Annotated in this window: 24 protein-coding genes, 1 tRNA gene and 1 riboswitch; of the genes, 15 read left to right on the top strand and 10 right to left on the bottom strand. The window is 63.7% G+C overall.

Annotated features, from left to right (window positions below):
• The first annotated feature begins 32 nt into the window (after positions 1-32).
• Both AC2FMN_RS16370 and AC2FMN_RS16365 read left to right on the top strand, forming a co-directional pair.
• Positions 33-320, top strand: a complete 288-nt coding sequence (locus tag AC2FMN_RS16370; protein ID WP_496689475.1) for an I78 family peptidase inhibitor — start codon at positions 33-35, stop codon at positions 318-320.
• A 67-nt stretch (positions 321-387) separates the two neighbouring features.
• Positions 388-2,040: a DUF6504 family protein gene (locus AC2FMN_RS16365; protein WP_496689473.1), complete on the top strand. Its 1,653-nt coding sequence runs from the start codon at positions 388-390 to the stop codon at positions 2,038-2,040.
• A gap of 3 nt (positions 2,041-2,043) precedes the next feature.
• Here AC2FMN_RS16365 and AC2FMN_RS16360 read toward each other — a convergent pair whose 3' ends face one another.
• Positions 2,044-2,769, bottom strand: coding sequence for an SDR family NAD(P)-dependent oxidoreductase (locus tag AC2FMN_RS16360; RefSeq protein WP_496689471.1), 726 nt, complete (start codon positions 2,767-2,769; stop codon positions 2,044-2,046).
• A gap of 239 nt (positions 2,770-3,008) precedes the next feature.
• Between AC2FMN_RS16360 and AC2FMN_RS16355 the strand changes: the two genes are divergently transcribed.
• Genes AC2FMN_RS16355 through AC2FMN_RS16335 form a run of 5 tightly spaced genes read left to right on the top strand, consistent with a single transcriptional unit; the run spans position 3,009 to position 7,197 of the window.
• Positions 3,009-4,343, top strand: coding sequence for an NAD(P)/FAD-dependent oxidoreductase (locus AC2FMN_RS16355; RefSeq protein WP_496680092.1), 1,335 nt, complete (start codon positions 3,009-3,011; stop codon positions 4,341-4,343).
• Positions 4,294-4,830 carry a hypothetical protein gene (locus AC2FMN_RS16350; RefSeq protein WP_496680094.1) on the top strand — a complete coding sequence of 179 codons (537 nt, stop codon included), beginning with the start codon at positions 4,294-4,296 and terminating at the stop codon, positions 4,828-4,830. The genes AC2FMN_RS16355 and AC2FMN_RS16350 overlap by 50 nt, the downstream gene beginning before the upstream one ends.
• Complete coding sequence (locus AC2FMN_RS16345; protein ID WP_496689469.1) at positions 4,830-6,053, top strand: MFS transporter; 1,224 nt, start codon at positions 4,830-4,832, stop codon at positions 6,051-6,053. Before AC2FMN_RS16350 ends, AC2FMN_RS16345 begins: the two co-directional genes overlap by 1 nt.
• Entirely contained in the window at positions 6,050-6,667 is a 618-nt protein-coding gene (locus AC2FMN_RS16340; RefSeq protein WP_496689467.1) for a DUF3833 domain-containing protein, read from the top strand. The genes AC2FMN_RS16345 and AC2FMN_RS16340 overlap by 4 nt, the downstream gene beginning before the upstream one ends.
• 8 nt (positions 6,668-6,675) lie before the next feature.
• Positions 6,676-7,197, top strand: a complete 522-nt coding sequence (locus AC2FMN_RS16335) for a DUF3833 family protein (protein ID WP_496689489.1) — start codon at positions 6,676-6,678, stop codon at positions 7,195-7,197.
• A 38-nt stretch (positions 7,198-7,235) separates the two neighbouring features.
• Here AC2FMN_RS16335 and AC2FMN_RS16330 read toward each other — a convergent pair.
• Positions 7,236-7,311: transfer RNA gene (locus AC2FMN_RS16330), tRNA-Lys, on the bottom strand.
• A 211-nt stretch (positions 7,312-7,522) separates the two neighbouring features.
• On the opposite strand from AC2FMN_RS16330, the gene dapF reads away from it, so the two are divergent.
• Positions 7,523-8,365, top strand: a complete 843-nt coding sequence (gene dapF / locus AC2FMN_RS16325; protein ID WP_496689465.1) for a diaminopimelate epimerase — start codon at positions 7,523-7,525, stop codon at positions 8,363-8,365.
• Positions 8,362-9,618, top strand: coding sequence for a tRNA (N(6)-L-threonylcarbamoyladenosine(37)-C(2))-methylthiotransferase MtaB (mtaB, locus tag AC2FMN_RS16320; protein WP_496689463.1), 1,257 nt, complete (start codon positions 8,362-8,364; stop codon positions 9,616-9,618). Before dapF ends, mtaB begins: the two co-directional genes overlap by 4 nt.
• Here the strand turns inward: mtaB and AC2FMN_RS16315 are convergent.
• From AC2FMN_RS16315 to petA, 6 genes are all read right to left on the bottom strand, one after another.
• A complete protein-coding gene (locus AC2FMN_RS16315) occupies positions 9,600-10,148 on the bottom strand; it encodes a helix-turn-helix transcriptional regulator (protein ID WP_496689461.1) in 549 nt (182 codons plus the stop codon). The genes mtaB and AC2FMN_RS16315 overlap by 19 nt on opposite strands.
• Positions 10,145-10,720 carry a cytochrome b/b6 domain-containing protein gene (locus AC2FMN_RS16310; protein WP_496689459.1) on the bottom strand — a complete coding sequence of 192 codons (576 nt, stop codon included), beginning with the start codon at positions 10,718-10,720 and terminating at the stop codon, positions 10,145-10,147. The genes AC2FMN_RS16315 and AC2FMN_RS16310 overlap by 4 nt, the downstream gene beginning before the upstream one ends.
• 8 nt (positions 10,721-10,728) lie before the next feature.
• Positions 10,729-10,977, bottom strand: coding sequence for a PepSY domain-containing protein (locus AC2FMN_RS16305; RefSeq protein ID WP_496689457.1), 249 nt, complete (start codon positions 10,975-10,977; stop codon positions 10,729-10,731).
• A gap of 210 nt (positions 10,978-11,187) precedes the next feature.
• Complete coding sequence (locus AC2FMN_RS16300) at positions 11,188-11,973, bottom strand: cytochrome c1 (protein ID WP_496680110.1); 786 nt, start codon at positions 11,971-11,973, stop codon at positions 11,188-11,190.
• A gap of 18 nt (positions 11,974-11,991) precedes the next feature.
• The gene (gene petB, locus AC2FMN_RS16295) at positions 11,992-13,323 is read right to left on the bottom strand and encodes a cytochrome b (protein ID WP_496689455.1); all 1,332 of its coding nucleotides are present in this window, start codon (positions 13,321-13,323) and stop codon (positions 11,992-11,994) included.
• A 12-nt stretch (positions 13,324-13,335) separates the two neighbouring features.
• Positions 13,336-13,896: a ubiquinol-cytochrome c reductase iron-sulfur subunit gene (petA, locus tag AC2FMN_RS16290; RefSeq protein ID WP_496680112.1), complete on the bottom strand. Its 561-nt coding sequence runs from the start codon at positions 13,894-13,896 to the stop codon at positions 13,336-13,338.
• A 473-nt stretch (positions 13,897-14,369) separates the two neighbouring features.
• Between petA and AC2FMN_RS16285 the strand changes: the two genes are divergently transcribed.
• Positions 14,370-14,813 carry a c-type cytochrome gene (locus tag AC2FMN_RS16285; RefSeq protein ID WP_496689453.1) on the top strand — a complete coding sequence of 148 codons (444 nt, stop codon included), beginning with the start codon at positions 14,370-14,372 and terminating at the stop codon, positions 14,811-14,813.
• 12 nt (positions 14,814-14,825) lie between these two features.
• Here the strand turns inward: AC2FMN_RS16285 and AC2FMN_RS16280 are convergent, their stop codons facing one another.
• Positions 14,826-15,440 carry an FMN-binding negative transcriptional regulator gene (locus AC2FMN_RS16280; protein ID WP_496689452.1) on the bottom strand — a complete coding sequence of 205 codons (615 nt, stop codon included), beginning with the start codon at positions 15,438-15,440 and terminating at the stop codon, positions 14,826-14,828.
• Between the two features lie 54 nt (positions 15,441-15,494).
• Positions 15,495-15,649, top strand: a riboswitch (FMN riboswitch).
• Between the two features lie 117 nt (positions 15,650-15,766).
• Here AC2FMN_RS16280 and AC2FMN_RS16275 point away from each other — a divergent pair.
• The 5 genes from AC2FMN_RS16275 (at position 15,767) to cobO (ending at position 19,684) form a co-directional block, all read left to right on the top strand.
• Positions 15,767-16,207 (top strand): 6,7-dimethyl-8-ribityllumazine synthase, encoded by a 441-nt coding sequence (locus AC2FMN_RS16275; RefSeq protein ID WP_496689450.1) that lies wholly within the window; start codon positions 15,767-15,769, stop codon positions 16,205-16,207.
• 94 nt (positions 16,208-16,301) lie between these two features.
• A complete protein-coding gene (gene aroC / locus AC2FMN_RS16270) occupies positions 16,302-17,402 on the top strand; it encodes a chorismate synthase (RefSeq protein ID WP_496689448.1) in 1,101 nt (366 codons plus the stop codon).
• Positions 17,386-18,060 (top strand): HD domain-containing protein, encoded by a 675-nt coding sequence (locus AC2FMN_RS16265; RefSeq protein WP_496689446.1) that lies wholly within the window; start codon positions 17,386-17,388, stop codon positions 18,058-18,060. The genes aroC and AC2FMN_RS16265 overlap by 17 nt, the downstream gene beginning before the upstream one ends.
• A gap of 32 nt (positions 18,061-18,092) precedes the next feature.
• Complete coding sequence (locus AC2FMN_RS16260) at positions 18,093-19,028, top strand: DMT family transporter (RefSeq protein ID WP_496680121.1); 936 nt, start codon at positions 18,093-18,095, stop codon at positions 19,026-19,028.
• Positions 19,029-19,084: 56 nt separating this feature from the next.
• Entirely contained in the window at positions 19,085-19,684 is a 600-nt protein-coding gene (cobO, locus tag AC2FMN_RS16255) for a cob(I)yrinic acid a,c-diamide adenosyltransferase (protein WP_496689444.1), read from the top strand.
• Positions 19,685-19,743: 59 nt separating this feature from the next.
• Here cobO and AC2FMN_RS16250 read toward each other — a convergent pair whose 3' ends face one another.
• Positions 19,744-20,610, bottom strand: coding sequence for a branched-chain amino acid aminotransferase (locus AC2FMN_RS16250; RefSeq protein ID WP_170340845.1), 867 nt, complete (start codon positions 20,608-20,610; stop codon positions 19,744-19,746).
• Between the last annotated feature and the right edge of the window lie 104 nt (positions 20,611-20,714).

Below are 20,714 nucleotides of genomic sequence, written 5' to 3'. Positions count from 1 at the left end.
CAGAAACGACATTGCCGAAAAGAGGAGCGCCAATGTACCGCATGATCCCGATCCTGATCCTGCTGACCGCCTGCGCGGAAACCGACCTACCCGAGCCCGCCCCGCTGGAACCCGAAGCCGCGCCGGTGGATCTGGCCTTCTGCAAAGGCGAACCCTTTGCCCAGTCCGTGGGGCAGCCGGTCTCGACCATTCAGGCCAGCCTGCCGGAACGGAGCCGCGTTCTGGGCCCCGATGACATCGCCACGCAGGATTACCGTATCGACCGGCTGAACGTCTATGTGAACGGAGCCGGAGTCATTCAGCGGCTGACCTGCGGATAAGGGCGGACTCGACTCGGCGCATGATTCTCAGATAGGAACAAAGTAAGAACAATCTGATGTCTGCCCGATGCCCAAACGCCGAATACTCTCGTTGTGGTTTCCACGTCTGGGGGCCGAACGGCTGATCCGCGCCGCCCGCGGCCTGCAGTCCGGCCCGCTGGCGGTGGTGGCCGAACAGTCGAACATGCAGGTCATCACCTCGCTGAATACCGAGGCACAGGCCGCCGGGCTGCACGTGGGCCAGCCGGTGCGCGATGCGCATGCCATGTGCGCGGCCCTTGTCACCCGCCCCCGCAACGCCCCGGCCGAGGCTGCTTTTCTGACCGCGCTGCGCCGCTGGGCGGGCAAGTTCAGCCCCTGGGTCGCCGAAGAGGCCCCCGATGGCCTGATCGTCGATCTGTCGGGCTGCGCCCATCTGTTCGGCGGCGAAGAGGCGCTGCTGGACGTGATCGAGACCGACTGCGCCGACATGGGGCTGAGCGTGCAGATGGGTATCGCCGACACGCTGGGCGCAGCCTGGGCGCTGGCGCGCTATGCCGGGCAAGAGGCCACCTCGGACCGCAATGGCGACGCCATTTCCCAAGAGGCCCGCGCCACCCGCGCCCGGGCTGGCAAGCGGCGGCACTGGACCAAGGGCGGCGCCGCGCCGCAGGTGGTGGCCGTGGGCGGCGGGGCCCGGATCGCGCCACCGGGGCAGGCCTATGGCGCGCTCGCCCCCCTGCCCATCGCGGCGCTGCGGCTGGACGACCAAACCGTGGCGCAGCTGAACCGGCTGGGCCTGCGGCGGATCGGCGACCTGTTGGGCCAGCCGCGTACCAGTTTGGCCCGCCGGTTCGGGCGCGGTCTGGTTCTGCGGCTGGATCAGGCGATGGGCAGCGCGCCCGAGCCGGTCTCGCCCGCGCGGCCCCCGCATCACTTTGCGGTGCGGATGACCCTGCCCAACCCGATCGGCCTGACCGAGGACGTGATGGCCGCCATCGACCGGATGCTGCCGACCCTGTGCGCGCGGCTGGAGGAAAAGGCGCGCGGGGCACGGACCCTGCGGCTCGAGGCGCACCGCACCGATCAGGCGGCCGAGATCGTCGAGATCGGGCTGGCCCGCCCGAGCCATGACAAACACCGCATTCGCCCTTTGTTAGAGATGAAAATCGATCAGATCGACGCAGGCTATGGCATCGACATGCTGCGCCTTGCGGCGGTGCAGACCGAGCCGGTTCATGCCCGCACCCTGACCGGCCATGCCGAGGCCAGCCGCGCCGTCCGCAACCGGCTGGAGGGGAACACCGCGCTGGACGATCTGATCGGCAAACTGGGCGCGCGTGTGGGGCTCGAGGCGATCACGCGGCAACACCCGGCGGCCTCGCACATCCCCGAGAAAACCGCCCAGACGCTGGCGGCGGCCTGGTCGGAACCGGCGCGCGACTGGCCCGCCCCGCCGCGCCCGCGCCCCCTGCTGATGTGGCGGCCCGAGCCGGTGATGGCCCCCGACCACCCGGATGTGCCCACCAGCTTCCGCTGGCGCGGGCGCGACTGGCAACTGGCGCAGGCCACCGGCCCGGAACGGATCGCGCCGGAATGGTGGCTGGATGACCCCAACTGGCGCAGCGGCGTGCGCGATTACTGGGTGGTGGTGACCGAGCAGGGCGAGCGGCTATGGCTGTTCTACGGCCATGGCGGCACCATGTCGGCAGGCTGGTTCTGCCAAGGGCGCTTTAGTTAGAGTCTATTTTCCGCGATAGACCAGAAGATCCGGAAGGTAGTCGATCAGCCGGATGACCCACGAGAACGGCGCTGGAAAGTCGGTACGGAAGCGCCGGCGCGCCATTGCGCGCAGCACGCGCTGCGCGGCGTCTTCGGGCTCCATCAGCATTGGCATCTTGAAGCTGTTCTTGTCGGTCAGCCGGGTCTTGATGAACCCCGGATTGACGATGCGCACCGTCACCCCGGTTCCGGCCAGGTCATGCCGCATCGTTTCGGCCAGCGATATCAGCGCCGCCTTACTGGACCCGTACCCGATCGCCGCAGGCAGTCCGTGATAGCCCGCCAGCGACCCGATCAGAGTGATGTCCCCGCGCCCCGCCTGCACCATGGCTGGCACGGTTTCCCCCAGAACCCGCAGCGCGCCTGAATAGTTCACGTCGCTGATGGCCAGCGCGGCTTCGGTCTGCCAGTCCTGCGCGCGCATCGGCTCATAGGCCCCGGCGTTGTAGACCAGACCGTCCACCGGGCCGATCTCGGCGACGGCGCGGCGCACCTGCGCCAGATCGGTCACGTCCAGCGGCACCGCGCGAGCATTGGGCAGCGCGGCGCAGATCTGCTCTAACCGCTCGGCCCTGCGCGCGGACAGCACAAGGTGTGCGCCCTGACCGCCCAAGGCCTCGGCGAGCGCCCTGCCCAGCCCTTCGCTGGCGCCTACGATCCAGTAGGTTTTTCGGTCAAAACTGCTCATGCCGGGCGGCTCGCATATGCCGAAGCGTGAACAGCCGCGGTTTTGGGTTGGGTTGTCTCGATCATAACATTGCTCATTACGCGGACGGGCGGGCCTCGGATCACCAACAACCGCGATTGATGCAATCCTGACGCACTGCCCACCGATCAGCGGGAATCAGGGAAAAACATGGCGCGGATTTGATCCGCTCCGGCCTACCCTGCGTATCCTATTGTAAAATGTCGCATAAAGAGGATGGCATGTTCGACGAAACCCGGGGCGTACGGAAAAAAATCGCAATTGTAGGCGCAGGCATCTCAGGATTATCAGCGGCTTATTACCTGTCAGAAAGTCACGACGTCACCCTATATGAGGCCGAACCCCGTCTGGGCGGACACGCGCGCACTGTGATGGCAGGCCGCAACGGCGACCAACCGGTCGATACCGGGTTCATCGTATTCAACTATGCCACCTATCCCTATCTGACCAAGCTGTTCGGTGAACTGGACGTGCCGGTCATGAAAAGCGAGATGAGCTTTGGCGCCACCATCGACAATGGACGCATCGAATATGGCCTGAACAACCTGCGCACCATCACCGCGCAGAAGCGCAACCTCGTGCGGCCGTCCTATTACAAGATGATCGCCGACATCCTGCGCTTTGGCAAAGAAGCGCCCGAGGCCGCTCGGGATGATGACACTACGATTGGTGAACTGGTTGACCAGATGCGATTGGGCCACTGGTTCCGCAACAACTATCTGATGCCGATGTGCGGCGCGATCTGGTCCACTCCGGTGGAGTTCGTCGATCAGTTCCCGGCGCGGTCGCTGGTGCAGTTCTTCCGCAACCACGCCTTGCTGTCCAGCAAACGCGGCGCCCAGCACCAGTGGTGGACCGTCAAGGGTGGCAGCATCGAATATGTCCGGCGGCTCGAATCCGCGTTGCGCGGCCGGGGTTGCGACATCCGCCTGGGCGCGCCGGTCTCGAGCGTCGAACGCGACGCCTTGGGCGTGACCGTTCAGACGCAGGGACGCTCGGATCAATATGACGAGATCATCCTGGCCACCCATTCCGACCAGTCGCTGGCCATTCTGGGCCAGAACGCCACCGCCGACGAGGCCGCGGCGCTGGGCGCGATCCGGTATCAGCCCAACCGCGCGGTGCTGCATTGCGATCCTAGCCAGATGCCGCGCCGCCGCGCCTGCTGGTCCAGCTGGACCTACCGCTCGCAGGCGGGGAAGGTGGGCGTGACCTACTGGATGAACCGGTTGCAGAACATCCCCGAAAGCGACCCCCTGTTCGTCACCCTGAACCCGTCCACCGACATCGCACCCGACAAGATCTATGACGAGGTGGAATTCGCCCATCCGGTGTTCGACAAGGCCGCGCTGAAGGCGCAGGGCCAGATCCGCGAGATGCAGGGCCGCAATCGGACTTGGTTCGCCGGCGCCTACAACCGGCATGGGTTCCACGAAGACGGAATCGCCAGCGCGATGCATGTGGTCGGGCTGTTGAACGGCGATCCGCAAACCATCGGAGCTGAAAATGCGAGACCTGATCCAAGCGTCGCTGTCCCAGTTACGGCCAGCCCGTAACGCAGCGATCCTGAGCCTGGTTCTGCTGGCCCCTGCCGGGCTGGCGGCCACGCCCGTCACCAACGTGCTGCCCGATGCCGAACAGCGTGGCACCGCCACCTTCCGGTTCCTCGGCCTGCCGATCTATGATGCGCAGCTGTTCACCAAAGGCGGCGGTCCGCTGAACTGGTCGCAGGATTTCGGGCTGAAGCTGACCTATCGGAAATCGCTGAAGCAAAAGGCGCTGATCGACTCCACGCTGGACGAGATGGCCCGGCAAGGCAACAGCGCCCCGATCGAGGCGCAGCTGAAAACCTGCTATCAGGCGGTCGGTGCCGGTGACAGCTATGTAGCTGTCACCAAAGGCCCCGACGCGATCGAGTTCTGGCGCAACGGGCGCAAGACCTGCACCCTGTCCCATCCGGGGATCAAGCGCAGTTTCATGTCGATCTTCCTGGGCAACAACACCCGGTCCGCCGCCTTTACGCGACAGCTGCGGGGTCAGTGATGCTGTATCCGCGTGTCAGCCTCTATGCGCTGATGCTTGCTGCGGCGGGTATCCCGCTCTACATCCACCTGCCGCGTTTCGCAGCGGTGAACCTCGGGATCGGCCTGGGCATGATCGGCACGGTTCTGCTGCTGATCCGGCTGGTGGATCTGGTGCAAGACCCGCTGATCGGCTGGGCCATTGACCGCTGGCCCGGCGCACAGATGGGTTTTGCCGTCTTGGCCGCAGGGGGTCTGGCGGTCGGTTTTCCACTGTTGTTCTCACTGCCGCAGGGGGCGAGCGTCGGAGGCCTCGTGGCGATCCTGATCCTGCTGTTTTCCGCCTACAGCCTAGGCACCATCCTGCTTTATGGTCGCAGCGCGACGCTGGCCAAACAGGCAACGCCGCGCGAGTTGATGACCCTCGCCGCCTTTCGTGAAGGCGGGCAACTGGCCGGCGTGGTCCTGGCCGCCAGTGCTCCGGCGCTGTTCGTGGCCCTGGGCGCGGGCGCGCAGGGCTACCCGGCCTTCGGGCTGTTTCTGGGCGGGCTGGCAGTGGCCACGATGGTGCTGACATTGCCGATCTGGCGGCGCGCGCCCATCACCGGGCAGGGGCTTTCGTTCGACGGGCTGGGTCAGGCCGGGGCCCTGCGTCTGCTGGCGCTGGCGCTGGTCAACAGCCTGCCGGTTGCGATCACCTCGACCCTGTTCCTGTTCTTCGTCGAGGACCGGCTACAATTGCCGGGCAAGGCCGGGCCACTGCTGATCCTGTTCTTCCTCAGCGCCGGGGCCACAGTGCCGCTCTGGGCGCGACTCAGCAACCGGATTGGCCCGAAACAGACACTGATCATTGCGATGCCGCTGGCCATTCTGGGCTTTGTCGGCGCGGCCATGCTGGCGCCCGGCAACCTGGTCGGGTTCGCGGTGATCTGCCTGGCGTCGGGGGCGGCGCTGGGGGCGGACATGGTGGTTCTGCCGGCCATGTTCTCCGTGGTGCTGACACGCGCGGGGCTGAATGCCTCGGCCGCATTCGGCATCTGGTCTTTCGCCGGCAAACTGGGGCTGGCTCTGGCCGCATTCTTCACCCTTCCGCTGCTGGAACGCAGCGGCTTTGTGCCCGGTCAGGCGAATTCGGCGCAGGCGTTGGAAACGCTCAACCTCGCCTATGCCGTGCTGCCCTGCATCCTGAAACTCGGCGCGTTCGGAATGGTCCTGACGCTGCCTACAGAGGTACCCGCAAAATGACATTCCTCCTGATTGCCTCACTGGCCGTATTGGCCCTGATCACGGTCAAAGCCCGCCTTCTCAGCTTTCGCTCGCAATCGCCGTCGGACTATGCCGGAACCGGCCCCGATTTCTCGTTGAAGGACAATCTGAACGGGGAAATCCTGTCCGAAGGGCTGATCTATGGCCCGACTGGCAAGATGTCGAACAGCTTCGTGGCGCGGATGATCGGGGAATGGAACGGCAGTTCCGGCACTCTGACCGAGTATTTCACCTATTCGAACGGTAAGCAGATGAACCGAAAATGGTACCTGACCATGGGCGCAGGCAACAGCTTTACCGCAACCGCCGACGACATCGTCGGCGAAGGCCGCGGCGTGATCTCGGGCGCAACGGTCAGGCTGACCTATCGCATCGTTCTGCCCGAAGATGCCGGGGGCCATACCCTGGACGTCACCGACTGGATGTACCTGACCGAAAGCGGCGCGATCATGAACCGCTCGGAGATGCGCAAGTTCGGCCTGAAGGTGGCCGAGCTGGTCGCCACGATGCGCCCCGCCCCGCCAGAAAAGACGGCGCATGTGCCCGGCGCAAACGGTCATGCCCGCACCGCCGACCCGAGGACCCTGCAATGACCCGTCTCATGAAACGACTGGCCTTCGCGTGCCTGCTGCTGACGGCGGCTTGCGCCTTCAAACCAAAAGTTCCGACCACTTTTCTGTCGGACCGCCAGCTGAACCTCGAAGAGTTCTTTTCGGGCCACACCGTGGCCTATGGGCAGTTCCAGGACGTACTAGGCAACATCCCCCGTCGGTTCACGGTCGACATCAACGGGACATGGGACGGCCAGACGCTGACCTTGGTCGAAGATTTCGTCTATGACGACGGCGCCACTGAACAGCGCATCTGGACCCTGACCAAAACTGGCGAGGATACTTGGACCGGCACCGCGCCCGGCGTTCTGGGCACCGCGTCGGGAACCGAGCGCGGCGATACGTTCAACTGGAAATACCGCATCGACCTGCCGGTGAAAGACGGAACGATGCGCGTCGATTTCGATGACTGGATGTGGCTGCTGGACGATGACCGCCTGCTGAACCGCGCCTACGTGTCGCGCTTTGGCATCCGGCTGGGCGAAGTCGTGCTGTTCTTCGAAAAGAAGTAACCACGCCACGCGGCGTCCTGGTCAGTCTTAGGAAAAAGTGGTGAGCCGTGCAGGATTCGAACCTGCGACCCACTGATTAAAAGTCAGTTGCTCTACCAACTGAGCTAACGGCCCACTCTTTTCATTGGATCGTTGTGATCCGTGGCGCTGTCTAAGGCATTTTCCCCACCGGGTACAAGCCCTTTTTTGCACCGCGTTCCGCCTGAAATCAGTGTGTTCCCGGCGTCCCGATAGGCGGCCTAATTAGGGTTGAGGCGGCGGGGGGTCAACCCCTTTTTTCAGGAATCTTCGCGCCGGGCTGGATTCATGTCTGCGGCAAGGCTATATGCCCGCCATGCAACAGCGACCCGACACTGGTTTGCCCTTCATGAAGATGCACGGGCTTGGCAATGACTTCGTCATTGTGGACGCGCGCGCGCATCCGGTGCAGATCACGCCGGCGCTGGCGCGCGGGATCGGACACCGGCAATTCGGGGTCGGATTCGACCAGCTGGCCGTCATCGAAAACGGCGAATCGGATGCGCATCTGGTGTTCTACAATGCCGACGGGTCGATCTCGGCCACCTGCGGCAACGCCACCCGCTGCATCGCCCGGTTCCTGATGCAGGAAAGCGGCAAATCCGAACTGACGCTGACCACCAGCCACCGTACGCTGCTGGCGCGGGACGCAGGCGACGGGCTGACCTCGGTCAACATGGGGCACCCGCAGCTGGACTGGGCCGATATTCCGTTGGCCGAAGAAGTGGATACGCTGGAACTGCCGATCGAAGGCGGACCGGTGGCCACCGGCATGGGCAACCCGCATTGCACCTTCTTCGTCGAGGATGCCGATGCGATTCCGCTGGAGGAATTCGGCGCGCGCTATGAGCATCACCCGCTCTATCCGCAGCGCACCAATGTGCAAATCGCCCAGATCATCGGCCCGGATCACATCCGCATGCGGGTGTGGGAGCGCGGCGTGGGCATCACGCTGGCCTCGGGCTCGTCGTCGTGTGCCACGGCCGTGGCGGCGGCGCGGCGTGGCCTGACCGGGCGCAAGGTGCAGATCGAGCTGGACGGCGGCACCATCTGGATCGACTGGCGCGAGGACGGCGTCTGGATGACCGGCCCCACCTGCCATGTCTTCTCGGGCACGCTGACGCCCGAATTCCTGAGGACGCTGGGATGAACCCGCCGAAATTCACCACGCTGGGCTGCCGGCTCAACGCCTACGAGACCGAGGCGATGAAGGAGCTGTCGCAACAGGCAGGGTTGACGAATGCGGTGATCGTGAACACCTGCGCCGTCACCGCCGAGGCCGTGCGCAAGGCCCGGCAGGAGATCCGCAAGCTGCGCCGCGAGAACCCGAACGCCCGGCTGATCGTCACCGGCTGCGCCGCGCAGACCGAACCGCAGACCTTTGCCGCGATGGATGAGGTCGATGCGGTGATCGGCAATACCGAAAAGATGCGCCCCGAGACCTGGAAGGGCATGGCCGCCGATTTCATCGGCGAAACCGAGGCGGTTCAGGTCGACGACATCATGTCGGTCACCGAAACCGCCGGCCACCTGATCGACGGGTTCGGCACCCGCTCGCGCGCCTATGTGCAGGTCCAGAACGGCTGTGACCATCGTTGCACCTTCTGCATCATCCCCTATGGCCGCGGCAACTCGCGCAGCGTCCCGGCGGGCGTGGTGGTGGACCAGATCAAGCGGCTGGTGGACCGGGGCTATAACGAGGTCGTGCTGACTGGCGTCGACCTGACATCCTGGGGGGCCGACCTGCCCGCAAGCCCCAAGCTGGGCGATCTGGTCATGCGCATCCTGAAACTGGTGCCCGATCTGCCGCGCCTGCGCATCAGCTCGATCGATTCGATCGAGGTGGACGAGAATCTGATGCAGGCCATCGCGACCGAGCCGCGCCTGATGCCGCATCTGCACCTGTCCCTGCAGCATGGCGACGACCTGATCCTGAAACGGATGAAGCGCCGCCACCTGCGCGACGATGCCATCCGGTTCACCGAAGAGGTCCGCAAACTGCGCCCCGAGATCACCTTTGGCGCCGACATCATCGCGGGCTTTCCGACGGAAACCGAGGCGCATTTCCAGAACTCGCTGAAACTGGTGACCGACTGCGACCTGACCTGGCTGCACGTCTTTCCCTATTCCAAACGCGAAGGCACCCCCGCCGCGCGCATTCCGCAGCAGGTCAACGGCGCCGTCATCAAGGATCGTGCCGCGCGGCTACGGGCGGCCGGCGACGCGCAGGTTGCCAAGCACTTGGCGGCACAGCTGGGCAAGACCCATCACATCCTGATGGAGAATCCCCACATGGGCCGGACCGAGCAGTTCACCGAGGTTTCATTCACGACTCCGCAACCCGAAGGACAGATCGTGACGGCCCGGATCATCGGACTGGATGGTCAACGGCTGACCGCCTGACCGGCGTCCCCGGTTGGGGTATCATTGGCCAGAAGCTCTTCGAAGAACACGCTGATCAACTGGGCCCGGCCATCCACACCTGCCTTGGCATAAATTGACGCGGATTGCGCGCGCACGGTTCCGACCGCCCGGCCCCGGATACGCGCGATGTTTTCGTTGTCGAATCCTTTGAGGATCAGCAGGCCAACGTCACGTTCCGCGCCGGTCAGGCCCCAGCGATCAAAGAAGCCATCGATCACTTGGGCCAATTCCCCCCGTGCCACGCGCAAGCCCTGCCTTGCCTGCTCCATCCGAACCAGCAGCGCCCGCAGTTCGACCATCAGAACCCAGATTCCAGCGCCCAGAACAACCGCAACGAAGGTTTCCAGCGCCAGATGCGTCGGGTGCCCGCCCGCATCGAAATCGAGAATGACATCGATCAGAAAGAACGTGGCACACAAGACCTGGACAATGATCATCGCGGTCAGAATCTTGGCCCGGCGCACATCCGTATCCCCGGGCCAAAGAGTTTCGAGAATGTGTTTCTTCATTTTGTCGAAATTCCATCAGGAATGTTCTTGCTTCCTGTTATCATGGCTTTGACCAAAGCAACACCGGTCCTGCGTTGGTCCAGCACAACCCCGCAGACGTGCAGTACGACCGAGACCATCAGCCAGTTGAACGCAAGCTCGTGCAGTTCTTCGACCCATTCGAACCCAAAGAACTGAACGGTGCCCATCATGATCCCCGTGATGCAGATCACAATCAGCGTGGCCCAGATGTTGTAGGCCATCCACGCCCCCAGCGGGTTGTGCGACAGGTGAACGGTCCGGTCTCCACGCAGGATCTCGCCCGTATGGGCCAGCGCGGCCCGGGGGTTGGGCGGAAACGCCGTGAACCGCGCCGTCTGGACCCCCAGAAAACCCCAGACAAGCCGCAGCAAGACAAGACCCAGGGTGGCATATCCAATGATTTCATGCAGGTCCCCTTCGGGGTCCGTGACGACCGCATTCAACAACACACCGGCCAGCACAGACCAGTGAATCACGCGCACCAACGGGTCCCAAACGTGCACCAGGCGGACGCTGTCGCGCCCACCCTCGGCCAGGTTGAAACCGGGCATGTCCGACTTCACCCCTTGACCTTCGAGACCTTGCCGGTTGCCGGATCCACATAGACCTCGGCCATTTCGCCGTCCTTGACGACATAGGCTTCGATCTCGCCGTCTTCCTCCTCGATCTTGCGCACGTCATAGCCAAGCTCGGTCAGTGCGCTGCGCACGGCGTCTTCGGTTTTGCCAAGTTCCATGTCGGGCGCCAGATCGGCGGCCAGCGCGGGGGCGGCAACAAGCAAAGCGGCTGCGATGAAAGGGAATTTCATGTGGTGGTCTCCTCGGTTCAGGTGAACGCGCCATGCAGTCCGGCGCTAAACGGAAACTGCCGGCAGGTGGCACGCGGCACCATATTCTTTGGGCTTAGATGGCCGGGATAAGCCGACGCTGACGGCAGGAACTTGCCAACGGACCGGCAAGAAAAAGGGCCCCGCACGATGCGCGGGGCCCTTGGTGTCTTTGGTATGGTCCCTGACGGATCAGGCGGATTTCTTACCCTTGACCGGCGCCCACAGGCGCTTGTTCACCAGGTACAACAGCACCGACAGGATGGTCAGGAACAGCACGCCGACAAAGCCGGCTTGCTTACGCTCCATCATCTTCGGCTCGGCCGTCCACATCAGGAACGCAGCAACGTCCTGTGACATGGATTCGACGGTGGCTTCGTGACCATCGGCGAATTCGACCTGATCGTCCGACAGGGGCGGGGCCATCGAGATCCAGCCGCCGGGGAAGGCAGTGTTTTCATACAGAACCGTCCCGGCCTCTTCCTTTTCCTTGCCGGTATAACCGTCCAGCAACGAGGCGATGTACTCCGCACCACCCATGCCCTTGACCAGCTGGTTGATTCCCAGACCGTAAGGCCCGTGGAAGCCCGCACGCGCCTTGGCCATCAGGCTCAGGTCTGGTGCGCCCACACCGTCATTTTCGGGGAAATGGTCTGTCGGTTTGGCCGGACGGAAATCGTCCAGCTCGGGGTCGAACACCTCAAAGGTTCCAGCCGCATAGGCGATGACTTCTTCTTCCGAGTAACCCAACGCCGTAAGATCGCGCAGCGGCACGTATTTCAGGCCGTGGCAGGCCGCGCAGACCTCGGTATAGATCTGCAGGCCGCGCTGCAGCTGGTTCTGATCCCAGGTGCCGAATGGCCCTTCGAACGAGAACGCGAAGTCTTCGATGTGCTGTTCGCCGCCCCCGGCTGCGGAAACCGCAGCAGGAGCAAGAGCGATGGCAAACGCGGCGCCGATTGCAAGTTTCTTGAACATGGTTTCCCGTCCCTCTTCTTACTCGGCCGGCGTGGCTTCGGCGTCAGCCTTGCCGTAATGCGCGTTGAAGTCTTCTTCGATGGTTTCCGGCTGCGGCTCGGGCTTCTCGATCACGCCGAGGATCGGCAGGATCACGAAGAAATAGGCGAACCAGTAGGCGGAGGCGATCAGCGAGAAGGTCGCATAGGGTTCCTCTGCGGGCATGGCTCCCAGCCACATCAGGGCAAAGAAGTCGATGACCAGAAGGTAGAACCACCATTTGAACATGGGGCGGTACTTGCCCGACCGCACACTCGAAGTGTCCAGCCAGGGCGCCAGCGCCATGGCCAGGATTGCACCGAACATCGCCAGAACACCAAAGAACTTGGCGTCGATGATGCCACCGGTGATGAAACTGGCGAACTGCACGACCCATACTTCGCTGGTGAAGGCACGCAGGATCGCGTAGAACGGCAGGAAGTACCATTCGGGCACGATGTGCGCGGGCGTAACCAGCGGGTTGGCTTCGATGTAGTTGTCCGGGTGGCCCAGGTAGTTCGGCATGAAGCCGACGATTGCCCAGAACACGACCAGCACGACAGCCAGCGCAAACAGGTCCTTGATCACGAAATAGGGCCAGAACGGCAAGGTGTCTTTCTCGGCCTCTGCTTTCGATCCACGACGAACCTCAACCCCGGTGGGGTTGTTGTTGCCGGTGGTGTGGAAGGCCCAGACATGCACGATGACCAGCCCCGCAATCACGAAGGGCAGCAGGTAATGCAGCGAGAAGAAACGGTTCAGCGTGGCGTTGTCCACGGCGGGTCCGCCCAGCAGCCAGGTCTGGATCGCGTCGCCAACGAAGGGGATCGCGCCAAACAGGCCGGTGATCACGGTTGCGCCCCAGAAGGACATCTGCCCCCAAGGCAGAACATAGCCCATGAAGGCGGTGGCCATCATCAGCAAATAGATCAGCATGCCGATGATCCAGGTCACCTCGCGCGGGGCCTTGTAGGAACCGTAGTACAGACCGCGGAAAATGTGGATATAGACGGCCACAAAGAACAGCGAGGCGCCGTTCATGTGCAGGTACCGCAACATGAAGCCGCCATTTACGTTGCGCATGATGTGTTCAATGCTGGCAAAGGCCAGATCGACATGCGGGGTGTAGTGCATCACCAGGACGATACCCGTGATGATCTGCAGTGCCAGGCAGAAGACCAGCACAATCCCCCAGATCCACATCCAGTTCAAGTTCTTGGGTGTGGGAATCATGAGGGTGTCGTATAGAAGGCCGACGATGGGCAGGCGGCTGTTCAGCCACTTTTCGCCCTTGGTCTTCGGCTCGTAATGGTCGTGCGGGATACCGGACATCAGCGCGCCTCCTTAACCCAGCTTGATGGTGGTTTCGTCGAGGAACTCGGCAACCGGAACATGCAGGTTCTCGGGGGCCGGGCCCTTGCGGATGCGGCCCGCGGTGTCATAGTGCGACCCGTGGCACGGGCAGAACCAGCCTTGGAAGTCGCCTGCACCGTCACCCAGCGGCACACAGCCCAGATGAGTGCACACCCCCATCATCACCAGCCATTCGCCAGCCTCGTCCAAGGTGCGGTTCTCGTCTGTGGCCGGCAGGCCCGGCTTGTTGGCGTTGCGGTCGATCGGATCCGGCAACTCGTCCAGCGACACTTCGCGTGCCAGCTGGATTTCTTCTTCGGTACGGCGGCGGATGAACACCGGCTTGCCCAGCCATTTGACGGTGATCTGGGTGCCGACCTCGACACCGCTGACATCCACGCGGATCGAGGACAGCGCCTGAACGTCCGCCGAGGGGTTCATTTGGTTGATCAGGGGCCATACGGCGGCACCCGTCGCAACGACACCTGCGCCGCCGGCGGCGTAGTAGAGGAAATCTCTGCGGGTGCCTTCGTGGTCTTCTGCGTGGGACACGAGGTTTTCTCCGATTCCAGCGCCCGGCTTTCGGGCAAACATGCATCAGCACCGCATCAAAGCGGCGTCTCATCGCGGGTATCTAGCCGGGAGAAAACGGTTCGTCCAGCGGTCATAGGCGCGCACTACGCCGCATCTGGGCATTCATGTCACAATGCGGGGGTCATTTTTCAAGATCTTTGCCCCGAAACGGCGGAAATCCCTGGGTGAACGCGCGAATCACGCGGCAGGCGAATCCCGGGGCGTCGTCGCTCCGGCCGGGCGGTGATCCGGGCCCGCGCACAATGAGCGCCGGGCATCACCATACGGACCGGCAGGCCCTCGAGCATCCGGGGCAGTGGCCGACCGAGAATCCGCCAAATTTTTATTTTCAAGTCATTTTTTCAACAACCATGGCGCGCATTTTTGGGTTGCGGACCAGTCAGATTTGACGCAATTCGGCGCGCGCGCGAACGCAGTGATCGAGGAGTCCCATGACATTATTCAGAACCGCCGTCCTGCTGGTCACGGTCGCCGCCACCCATCAAGCCTGGGCTGAAGGCGACCCCGCGCGCGGCGAGAAACTCTACAACCGCTGCTCGCCCTGCCACGCCATCATCAAGGATGGCGAGGTTCTGGTCAAAGGCGGCATCACGGGCCCGAATCTCTATGGCGTGGTCGGCAGAACCGCAGGAACCGAAAACGATTATCTGAACGGCAGTGAACGGCTGCCCATCGGCATGTTCACCGATGACATGATCCGCGCTGGTGAAAACGGCCTGGTCTGGACGCAAGAGAACATCGCCGCCTACGCCCGCGACCCGATCGGGTTCATCCGGGACTTCCTGAACGACGACACCGCCCGCCCGAACATGAGCATCAAGCTGAAGCAAGGCGCCGAGGACATCGCCGCCTATCTGGCCAAGTTCAGCGACTGAAGCGAAATCGGATCAGACTTCGCGCATGAGGGCGGCCAGTTGACCAAGCTCGGTGCCGATCCCGTATTGCTCGACATGCCCGGCGGCGGCCAGCCGCGCCGCCTCGGGCTTGTTCTGGTTCAGTTTCCAGGTGCCGTCGATCTGAGTGATCTGCAGCTGGCAGGGCACGATCATGCGCATCATGCGCTCCAGCGCTGCCGGGTCCATCTTGTCGGCGCGCCAGAGCGGCTTGGGCTTCAGCCGCTCTTCGAAAAAGGCCGATTGCCGATCCAGAAGATCGCGCAGCCGGTCCTGGGGCTGCAATTCCAGCCGGCCAGTCAGGTGGACCGCCACGTAATTCCATGTGGGTACCTGATCCGCGACCCCGTACCAATCGGGCGAGACATAGCCGTCGGGGCCCTGAACCGCGATCCGCGCCTCCTTCGGGTCGGCCAGCACCCGCACGATCGGGTTCGACCGCACCAGATGCAGCTCGGCCACCGCGCCATCCTCGGACAGCAGAAAGGGCACATGGCTGATCAATGGCGGGCCGTCGATCGACAGCGCCAGTACGCCGAATCCCCGACTGCGGGCAAACTCCACATGGCGCGCGCGGTCCTCGGCGCGAAAGGCTGGGTTGGGGTGCATGGCCGTCCTCCTGTCGACAGGTCTTGCAGATCGCGCGTGCGCTTGGCAAGGTCGCGCCGTTCTCAGGGCGGGGCGGAATTCCCCACCGGCGGTATGCGGGCCCAGGCCCGCCAGCCCGCGAGCGGCTCTGCCGTCCAACCGGCAGAGTGTCAGCAGATCTGGTGAGAGGCCAGAGCCGACGGTTACAGTCCGGATGAAAGAGAACGAGCAGCGCGCCCCGCCAAGGGCGCGTCTGTCCGTGATCGCCTTGGGTGACGTGTCATGCCGCGCTGGCCGCGAAACCATTCGCACCCGCCAGCAGGCCACCAAGCTGAAAGGAGATCATGATGACACACACCCGCTATGCTTTCGTCAAAGCCAACTGGCATGCCGATATCGTCGACCGCGCGCTGGACGGATTTCTGGAGTTGATCCCCGCCGATCAGGTCGATGTGTTCGACGTGCCGGGCGCGTTCGAAATGCCCCTGCTGGCCCGCGACCTGGCCCAGACGGGCCGCTATGCCGCCGTGGCCTGCGCGGCCTTTGTCGTCGATGGCGGCATCTACCGGCACGATTTCGTGGCGCAGGCCGTCGTTGACGGGCTGATGCGCGCAGGGCTCGAAAGCGGCGTGCCGGTCCTGTCGGTGTCGCTGACGCCGCACCAGTACCAGGAAACCGACCATCACAACGCTATCTACCGCGCGCATTTCGTGGAAAAGGGGCGCGAGGCAGCCCGGGCGGCGCTGAAAATCATCGAAACCCGCGCCGCACTGACCCGTGCGGCCTAGGCACACTGGGTTGGGGCAGCGGAGCCCCAACCGCAAATCCGCTTGAGGCGGCAGGCTCTCGCCGTTAATCACGACCCTCAAAGGAGCATGCCCCATGTCGATGAACAGCTTTGGACACCTTTTCCGCGTCACCACCTGGGGTGAAAGCCACGGCCCCGCGCTGGGCGCCACTGTGGATGGCTGCCCGCCCGGCGTTCGGATCGACGAGGGCATGATCCAGCACTGGCTGGACAAGCGCAAACCGGGGCAGAACAAGTTCACCACCCAGCGGCGCGAGCCCGATCAGGTGAAAATCCTGTCGGGCGTGTTCGAGGGCCAGACCACCGGCACCCCGGTCCAGCTGATGATCGAGAACACCGATCAACGCTCGAAGGATTACGGGGACATCATGGACAAGTTCCGCCCCGGCCATGCTGACATCACCTATTGGCAGAAATACGGCATCCGCGACTATCGCGGCGGCGGGCGCAGCTCGGCCCGCGAAACGGCGGCGCGGGTGGCCGCGGGCGGGCTGGCGCGCGAGGCGATCAAGCAGATCGCGCCCAACGTCCAGATCACCGGCTACATGACCCAGATCGGCCCGCACCGGATCGACCGGACCAACTTTGATTGGGCGCAGATCGAACAGAACCCGTTCTGGACCCCAGATGCAAAAGCCGCCGAGGACTGGGCAGCCTATCTGGACGATTTGCGCAAATCCGGCAATTCGGTCGGCGCGGTGGTCGAAGTGGTGGCGCGCGGCGTCCCCGCGGGCCTCGGCGCGCCGGTCTATGGCAAGCTCGACACCGATCTGGCCGCGGCGATGATGTCGATCAACGCTGTCAAGGGCGTGGAAATCGGCGAAGGCATGGCCGCCGCCCAGCTGACCGGCGAGGCCAATGCCGACGAGATCTTCATGGGCCAAGACGGCCCGCAATACAGCTCGAACCACGCGGGCGGCATCCTGGGCGGCATCTCGACCGGGCAGGACATCGTGGTACGTTTCGCGGTCAAGCCCACCTCATCGATCCTGACCACGCGCAAGACCATCACCAAATCGGGCGAAGAGACCGAGATCATCACCAAGGGCCGCCACGACCCCTGCGTCGGCATCCGCGCCGTTCCGGTGGGCGAGGCGATGATGGCCTGCGTGATCTTGGACCACCTGCTGCTGCATCGCGGCCAGATCGGTGAAAACCGTGGACGGATTGGCTGAGCTGCGCGACCGCCTGCGCGCGGTCGTCGCGCAACGGATGATCACCGACCCGGCCCATGACCTGGCCCATCTAGACCGTGTCTGGGTCAATGCCCGCACCATCGCCGATGCGCAAACCGACAGGACCGTACTGCTGGCGGCCTGCTATCTGCACGATCTGGTCAACCTGCCCAAGAACGACCCCGACCGGCACCTGGCCTCGCGCCGGTCGGCCGCGGAATCCGAGCCTGTTCTGCGGGAACTAGGCCTGAGCGACGCCCAGATCGACGCCACCCGCCACGCGATCGAGGCGCACAGTTTTTCCGCCAACATCCCGCCCGAGACGCCCGAGGCGCGCATCCTGCGCGATGCAGACCGGCTGGATGCGCTGGGCGCTATCGGGATCGCGCGGAATTTCTCGGTGTCCGGCGCTTTGGGGCGGACGCTCTATGATCCGGCCGATCCGTTCGCAGCCCACCGGCCGCTGGACGATCTGCACTATTCGATCGACCACTGGAAGGTGAAGCTGCTGGCCCTGCCCGACGACATGCTGACCGAGGCCGGACGGCAGATCGCGCAGCAACGGGTCCGGCGCATGATCCGGTTTCTGACCGAATTCGCCGAAGAGATCGGCAGCCCCCTGCCCGACAGCTGGACACGCCCCAATCCGACCCGTTGATCTTTGCCGCGCAAAGGCGCAGGGTCGCGCCGATGGCCCAATCCCTGACCTCTCACCGCCCCGTGCTTGCCGTGACGCTGAAACTCAGCGCCCTGTTCCTGTTCACGGCGATGTCGGCGCTGGTCAAGGCGCTGTCAGCCGATTTCCCGCCGGGCCAGATGGTTTTTTTTCGTTCCTTGTTCGCGGTGCCGGTGATCGTGGCCTGGCTGATCTCGCGCGGGGAACTCGCGCAGGGCTTTGTCGTCAGGAAGCCCATGGGCCATTTCTGGCGCGGAGTGCTGGGCACCACCGCCATGGGTCTGACCTTTACCGGGCTCAGCCTGCTGCCCCTGCCCGAGGTTACGGCGATCGGCTATGCCACCCCGATCTTCACCCTGATCCTGGCGGCGCTGCTGCTGGGCGAGCGCATCCGCCTGATCCGCATCGGCGCGGTGGCGATCGGGCTTTTGGGCGTGCTGATCATGATCTGGCCGCGGCTGGGCTCGGCCGATCTGGGCACCGGCGCCACGATCGGCGCGCTGTGCGTGCTGGGCGCGACCGTGGCCCGCGGCTTCGTGCAGATCCACATTCGGCAATTGGTGCAGGTCGACCATCCCGCCGCGATCGTCTTCTATTTCTCGATGACCGCCACGCTGCTGTCGGCGCTGACCGTGTTCTGGGGCTGGACCGCGCCCACCCTGAACCAGCTGCTGATACTGATCACGATGGGGTTGATCGGCGGCGTCGCGCAGATTCTGGTGACCTCGTCCTACCGGTTCGGGCAGGCCTCGATGCTGGCGCCCTATGACTATACATCGATGCTGTTTGCCATCTTCATCGGCTATGTCTGGTTTGACGAACTGCCGACCCTGGCGATCCTGCTGGGGGCGGCGCTGGTGATCGCCGGCAATGCGGTGGTGATCTGGCGCGAACACCAGCTGGGTCTGGAACGCGGCAAGGCGCGGTCGCTGACCGATCACAAACCCTGACTTTACCTTTCGCGCCCATCGCCTAGGTTGGCACGGACAATCAACGAGGTTTTGCCATGAGCGACGCACAGGACCACAAACAGAAGATGCAACAGGTGCAGGCCCAGCACCGCAAGAAAGTGTCCGAGGCCGTGGATCCCGGCCGCGGGCTGGTGCTGATCAACACCGGCAAGGGCAAGGGCAAATCCTCGGCCGCGTTCGGCGTGGTGATCCGCGCATTGGGCTGGGGCCAGAAGGTCGCCGTGGTGCAGTTCATCAAGGGCAAATGGAAGACTGGCGAACGGCGGTTCTTCGAAGAGCGCGAACTGGTCACCTGGCACACGATGGGCGAAGGCTTCACCTGGGACACCCAGGACCGCGACCGCGACATCGCCGCCGCCACCGCCGCCTTCGACAAGGCGCGCGACCTGATGGCCAGCGGCGACTATGACCTTGTGGTGCTGGACGAGATCAACATCGCTCTGCGCTATGAATACCTGTCGGTGGACGCGGTGATCGAGGGGCTGAAGGCGCGCTCGGACCGGACCAGCGTGTTTCTGACCGGGCGCGACGCGCCGCAGGCGCTGCGTGACTATGCCGATCTGGTCACCGAAATGACCGAGGAAAAGCACCCGTTTCAGGCCGGCATCAAGGCCCAGCGCGGCATTGATTTCTGAATATTTCGACGCGAAAGAAAAAACGGACGCCCTTCAACGGCGCCCGTTTTTCGTATGCATCAGCTGCGGACCAGCTGTTCGTAGTCGTTGGCGATCTCGCGGGTCAGGTCGCCGACCTCGAAGGTGTACTCGCCGATCTGGCCCACCGGCGTGACCTCAGCCGCGGTGCCGGTCAACCAGCACTGTTCGAAATCGGCCATCTCCTCGGGCAGGATGTGGCGTTCGTGTACGGTGATGCCTTTGTCTTTCAGCATCTGGATCACCGTCTGGCGGGTGATGCCGTTCAGGAAGCAGTCGGCCAGCGGCGTATGCACTTCGCCATCCTTTACGAAAAACACGTTGGCGCCGGTCGCCTCGGCCACATAGCCGCGGTAATCCATGAACAAGGCATCGGAACAGCCCTTGGCCTCGGCCTTGTGCTTGGAGATGGTGCAGATCATGTACAGCCCCGCCGCCTTGGCATGGACCGGGATGGTTTCCGGGCTGGGCCGCTTCCACTCGGCGATGTCCAGCTTGGCGCCCTGCATCTTGGCATCGCCATAATAGGCGCCCCAGGGCCAGACCGCGATGGCCATGCGCACCGGGTTGCGCGCCGAGGCTACGCCCATATCCTCGCCGGAGCCGCGCCAGACCAGCGCGCGCACGTAAGCGTCCTTGAGGCCGCTTTTCTCGAGCGTTTCGGCCTTGGCCGCCTCGATCTGATCAACCGTGTAAGGCATCGGCATGTCCAGCGCCTCGGCCGATTTGATCAACCGCTCGGAATGTTCGCGGCTTTTGAAGATCTTGCCGTTATAGGCACGCTCGCCTTCGAAGACCGAGCTGGCATAGTGCATCGCATGGGTCAGGACATGCACCTTGGCATCGCGCCAGGGCACAAATTCGCCATCCATCCAGATGACACCGTCACGATCGTCATATCCCGCCATCCGAAACCTCCTGACCCGGGTCACATTTCCGATTGTTGCGCCACTTAGGTCCGACCCGGACACAAAATTGCGCAAAAACTGCGATTCGATACCTGTCCGCCCTT

This window comes from Ruegeria sp. BHSC037 (assembly GCF_059613045.1).
The sequence above is the reverse complement of the archived record's forward strand: the minus strand, read 5'-3'. Positions and strand labels throughout refer to the sequence as shown.

What these genes read in the sequence shown, in the direction of transcription:
- AC2FMN_RS16370 (WP_496689475.1), top strand. Translation starts at nt 33, where the DNA reads ATGTACCGCATGATCCCGATCCTGATCCTGCTGACCGCCTGCGCGGAA.
- AC2FMN_RS16365 (WP_496689473.1), top strand. Translation starts at nt 388, where the DNA reads ATGCCCAAACGCCGAATACTCTCGTTGTGGTTTCCACGTCTGGGGGCC.
- AC2FMN_RS16360 (WP_496689471.1), bottom strand. Translation starts at nt 2,769, where the DNA reads ATGAGCAGTTTTGACCGAAAAACCTACTGGATCGTAGGCGCCAGCGAA.
- AC2FMN_RS16355 (WP_496680092.1), top strand. Translation starts at nt 3,009, where the DNA reads ATGTTCGACGAAACCCGGGGCGTACGGAAAAAAATCGCAATTGTAGGC.
- AC2FMN_RS16350 (WP_496680094.1), top strand. Translation starts at nt 4,294, where the DNA reads ATGCGAGACCTGATCCAAGCGTCGCTGTCCCAGTTACGGCCAGCCCGT.
- AC2FMN_RS16345 (WP_496689469.1), top strand. Translation starts at nt 4,830, where the DNA reads ATGCTGTATCCGCGTGTCAGCCTCTATGCGCTGATGCTTGCTGCGGCG.
- AC2FMN_RS16340 (WP_496689467.1), top strand. Translation starts at nt 6,050, where the DNA reads ATGACATTCCTCCTGATTGCCTCACTGGCCGTATTGGCCCTGATCACG.
- AC2FMN_RS16335 (WP_496689489.1), top strand. Translation starts at nt 6,676, where the DNA reads ATGAAACGACTGGCCTTCGCGTGCCTGCTGCTGACGGCGGCTTGCGCC.
- dapF (WP_496689465.1), top strand. Translation starts at nt 7,523, where the DNA reads ATGCCCGCCATGCAACAGCGACCCGACACTGGTTTGCCCTTCATGAAG.
- mtaB (WP_496689463.1), top strand. Translation starts at nt 8,362, where the DNA reads ATGAACCCGCCGAAATTCACCACGCTGGGCTGCCGGCTCAACGCCTAC.
- AC2FMN_RS16315 (WP_496689461.1), bottom strand. Translation starts at nt 10,148, where the DNA reads ATGAAGAAACACATTCTCGAAACTCTTTGGCCCGGGGATACGGATGTG.
- AC2FMN_RS16310 (WP_496689459.1), bottom strand. Translation starts at nt 10,720, where the DNA reads ATGCCCGGTTTCAACCTGGCCGAGGGTGGGCGCGACAGCGTCCGCCTG.
- AC2FMN_RS16305 (WP_496689457.1), bottom strand. Translation starts at nt 10,977, where the DNA reads ATGAAATTCCCTTTCATCGCAGCCGCTTTGCTTGTTGCCGCCCCCGCG.
- AC2FMN_RS16300 (WP_496680110.1), bottom strand. Translation starts at nt 11,973, where the DNA reads ATGTTCAAGAAACTTGCAATCGGCGCCGCGTTTGCCATCGCTCTTGCT.
- petB (WP_496689455.1), bottom strand. Translation starts at nt 13,323, where the DNA reads ATGTCCGGTATCCCGCACGACCATTACGAGCCGAAGACCAAGGGCGAA.
- AC2FMN_RS16285 (WP_496689453.1), top strand. Translation starts at nt 14,370, where the DNA reads ATGACATTATTCAGAACCGCCGTCCTGCTGGTCACGGTCGCCGCCACC.
- AC2FMN_RS16280 (WP_496689452.1), bottom strand. Translation starts at nt 15,440, where the DNA reads ATGCACCCCAACCCAGCCTTTCGCGCCGAGGACCGCGCGCGCCATGTG.
- AC2FMN_RS16275 (WP_496689450.1), top strand. Translation starts at nt 15,767, where the DNA reads ATGACACACACCCGCTATGCTTTCGTCAAAGCCAACTGGCATGCCGAT.
- aroC (WP_496689448.1), top strand. Translation starts at nt 16,302, where the DNA reads ATGTCGATGAACAGCTTTGGACACCTTTTCCGCGTCACCACCTGGGGT.
- AC2FMN_RS16260 (WP_496680121.1), top strand. Translation starts at nt 18,093, where the DNA reads ATGGCCCAATCCCTGACCTCTCACCGCCCCGTGCTTGCCGTGACGCTG.
- cobO (WP_496689444.1), top strand. Translation starts at nt 19,085, where the DNA reads ATGAGCGACGCACAGGACCACAAACAGAAGATGCAACAGGTGCAGGCC.
- AC2FMN_RS16250 (WP_170340845.1), bottom strand. Translation starts at nt 20,610, where the DNA reads ATGGCGGGATATGACGATCGTGACGGTGTCATCTGGATGGATGGCGAA.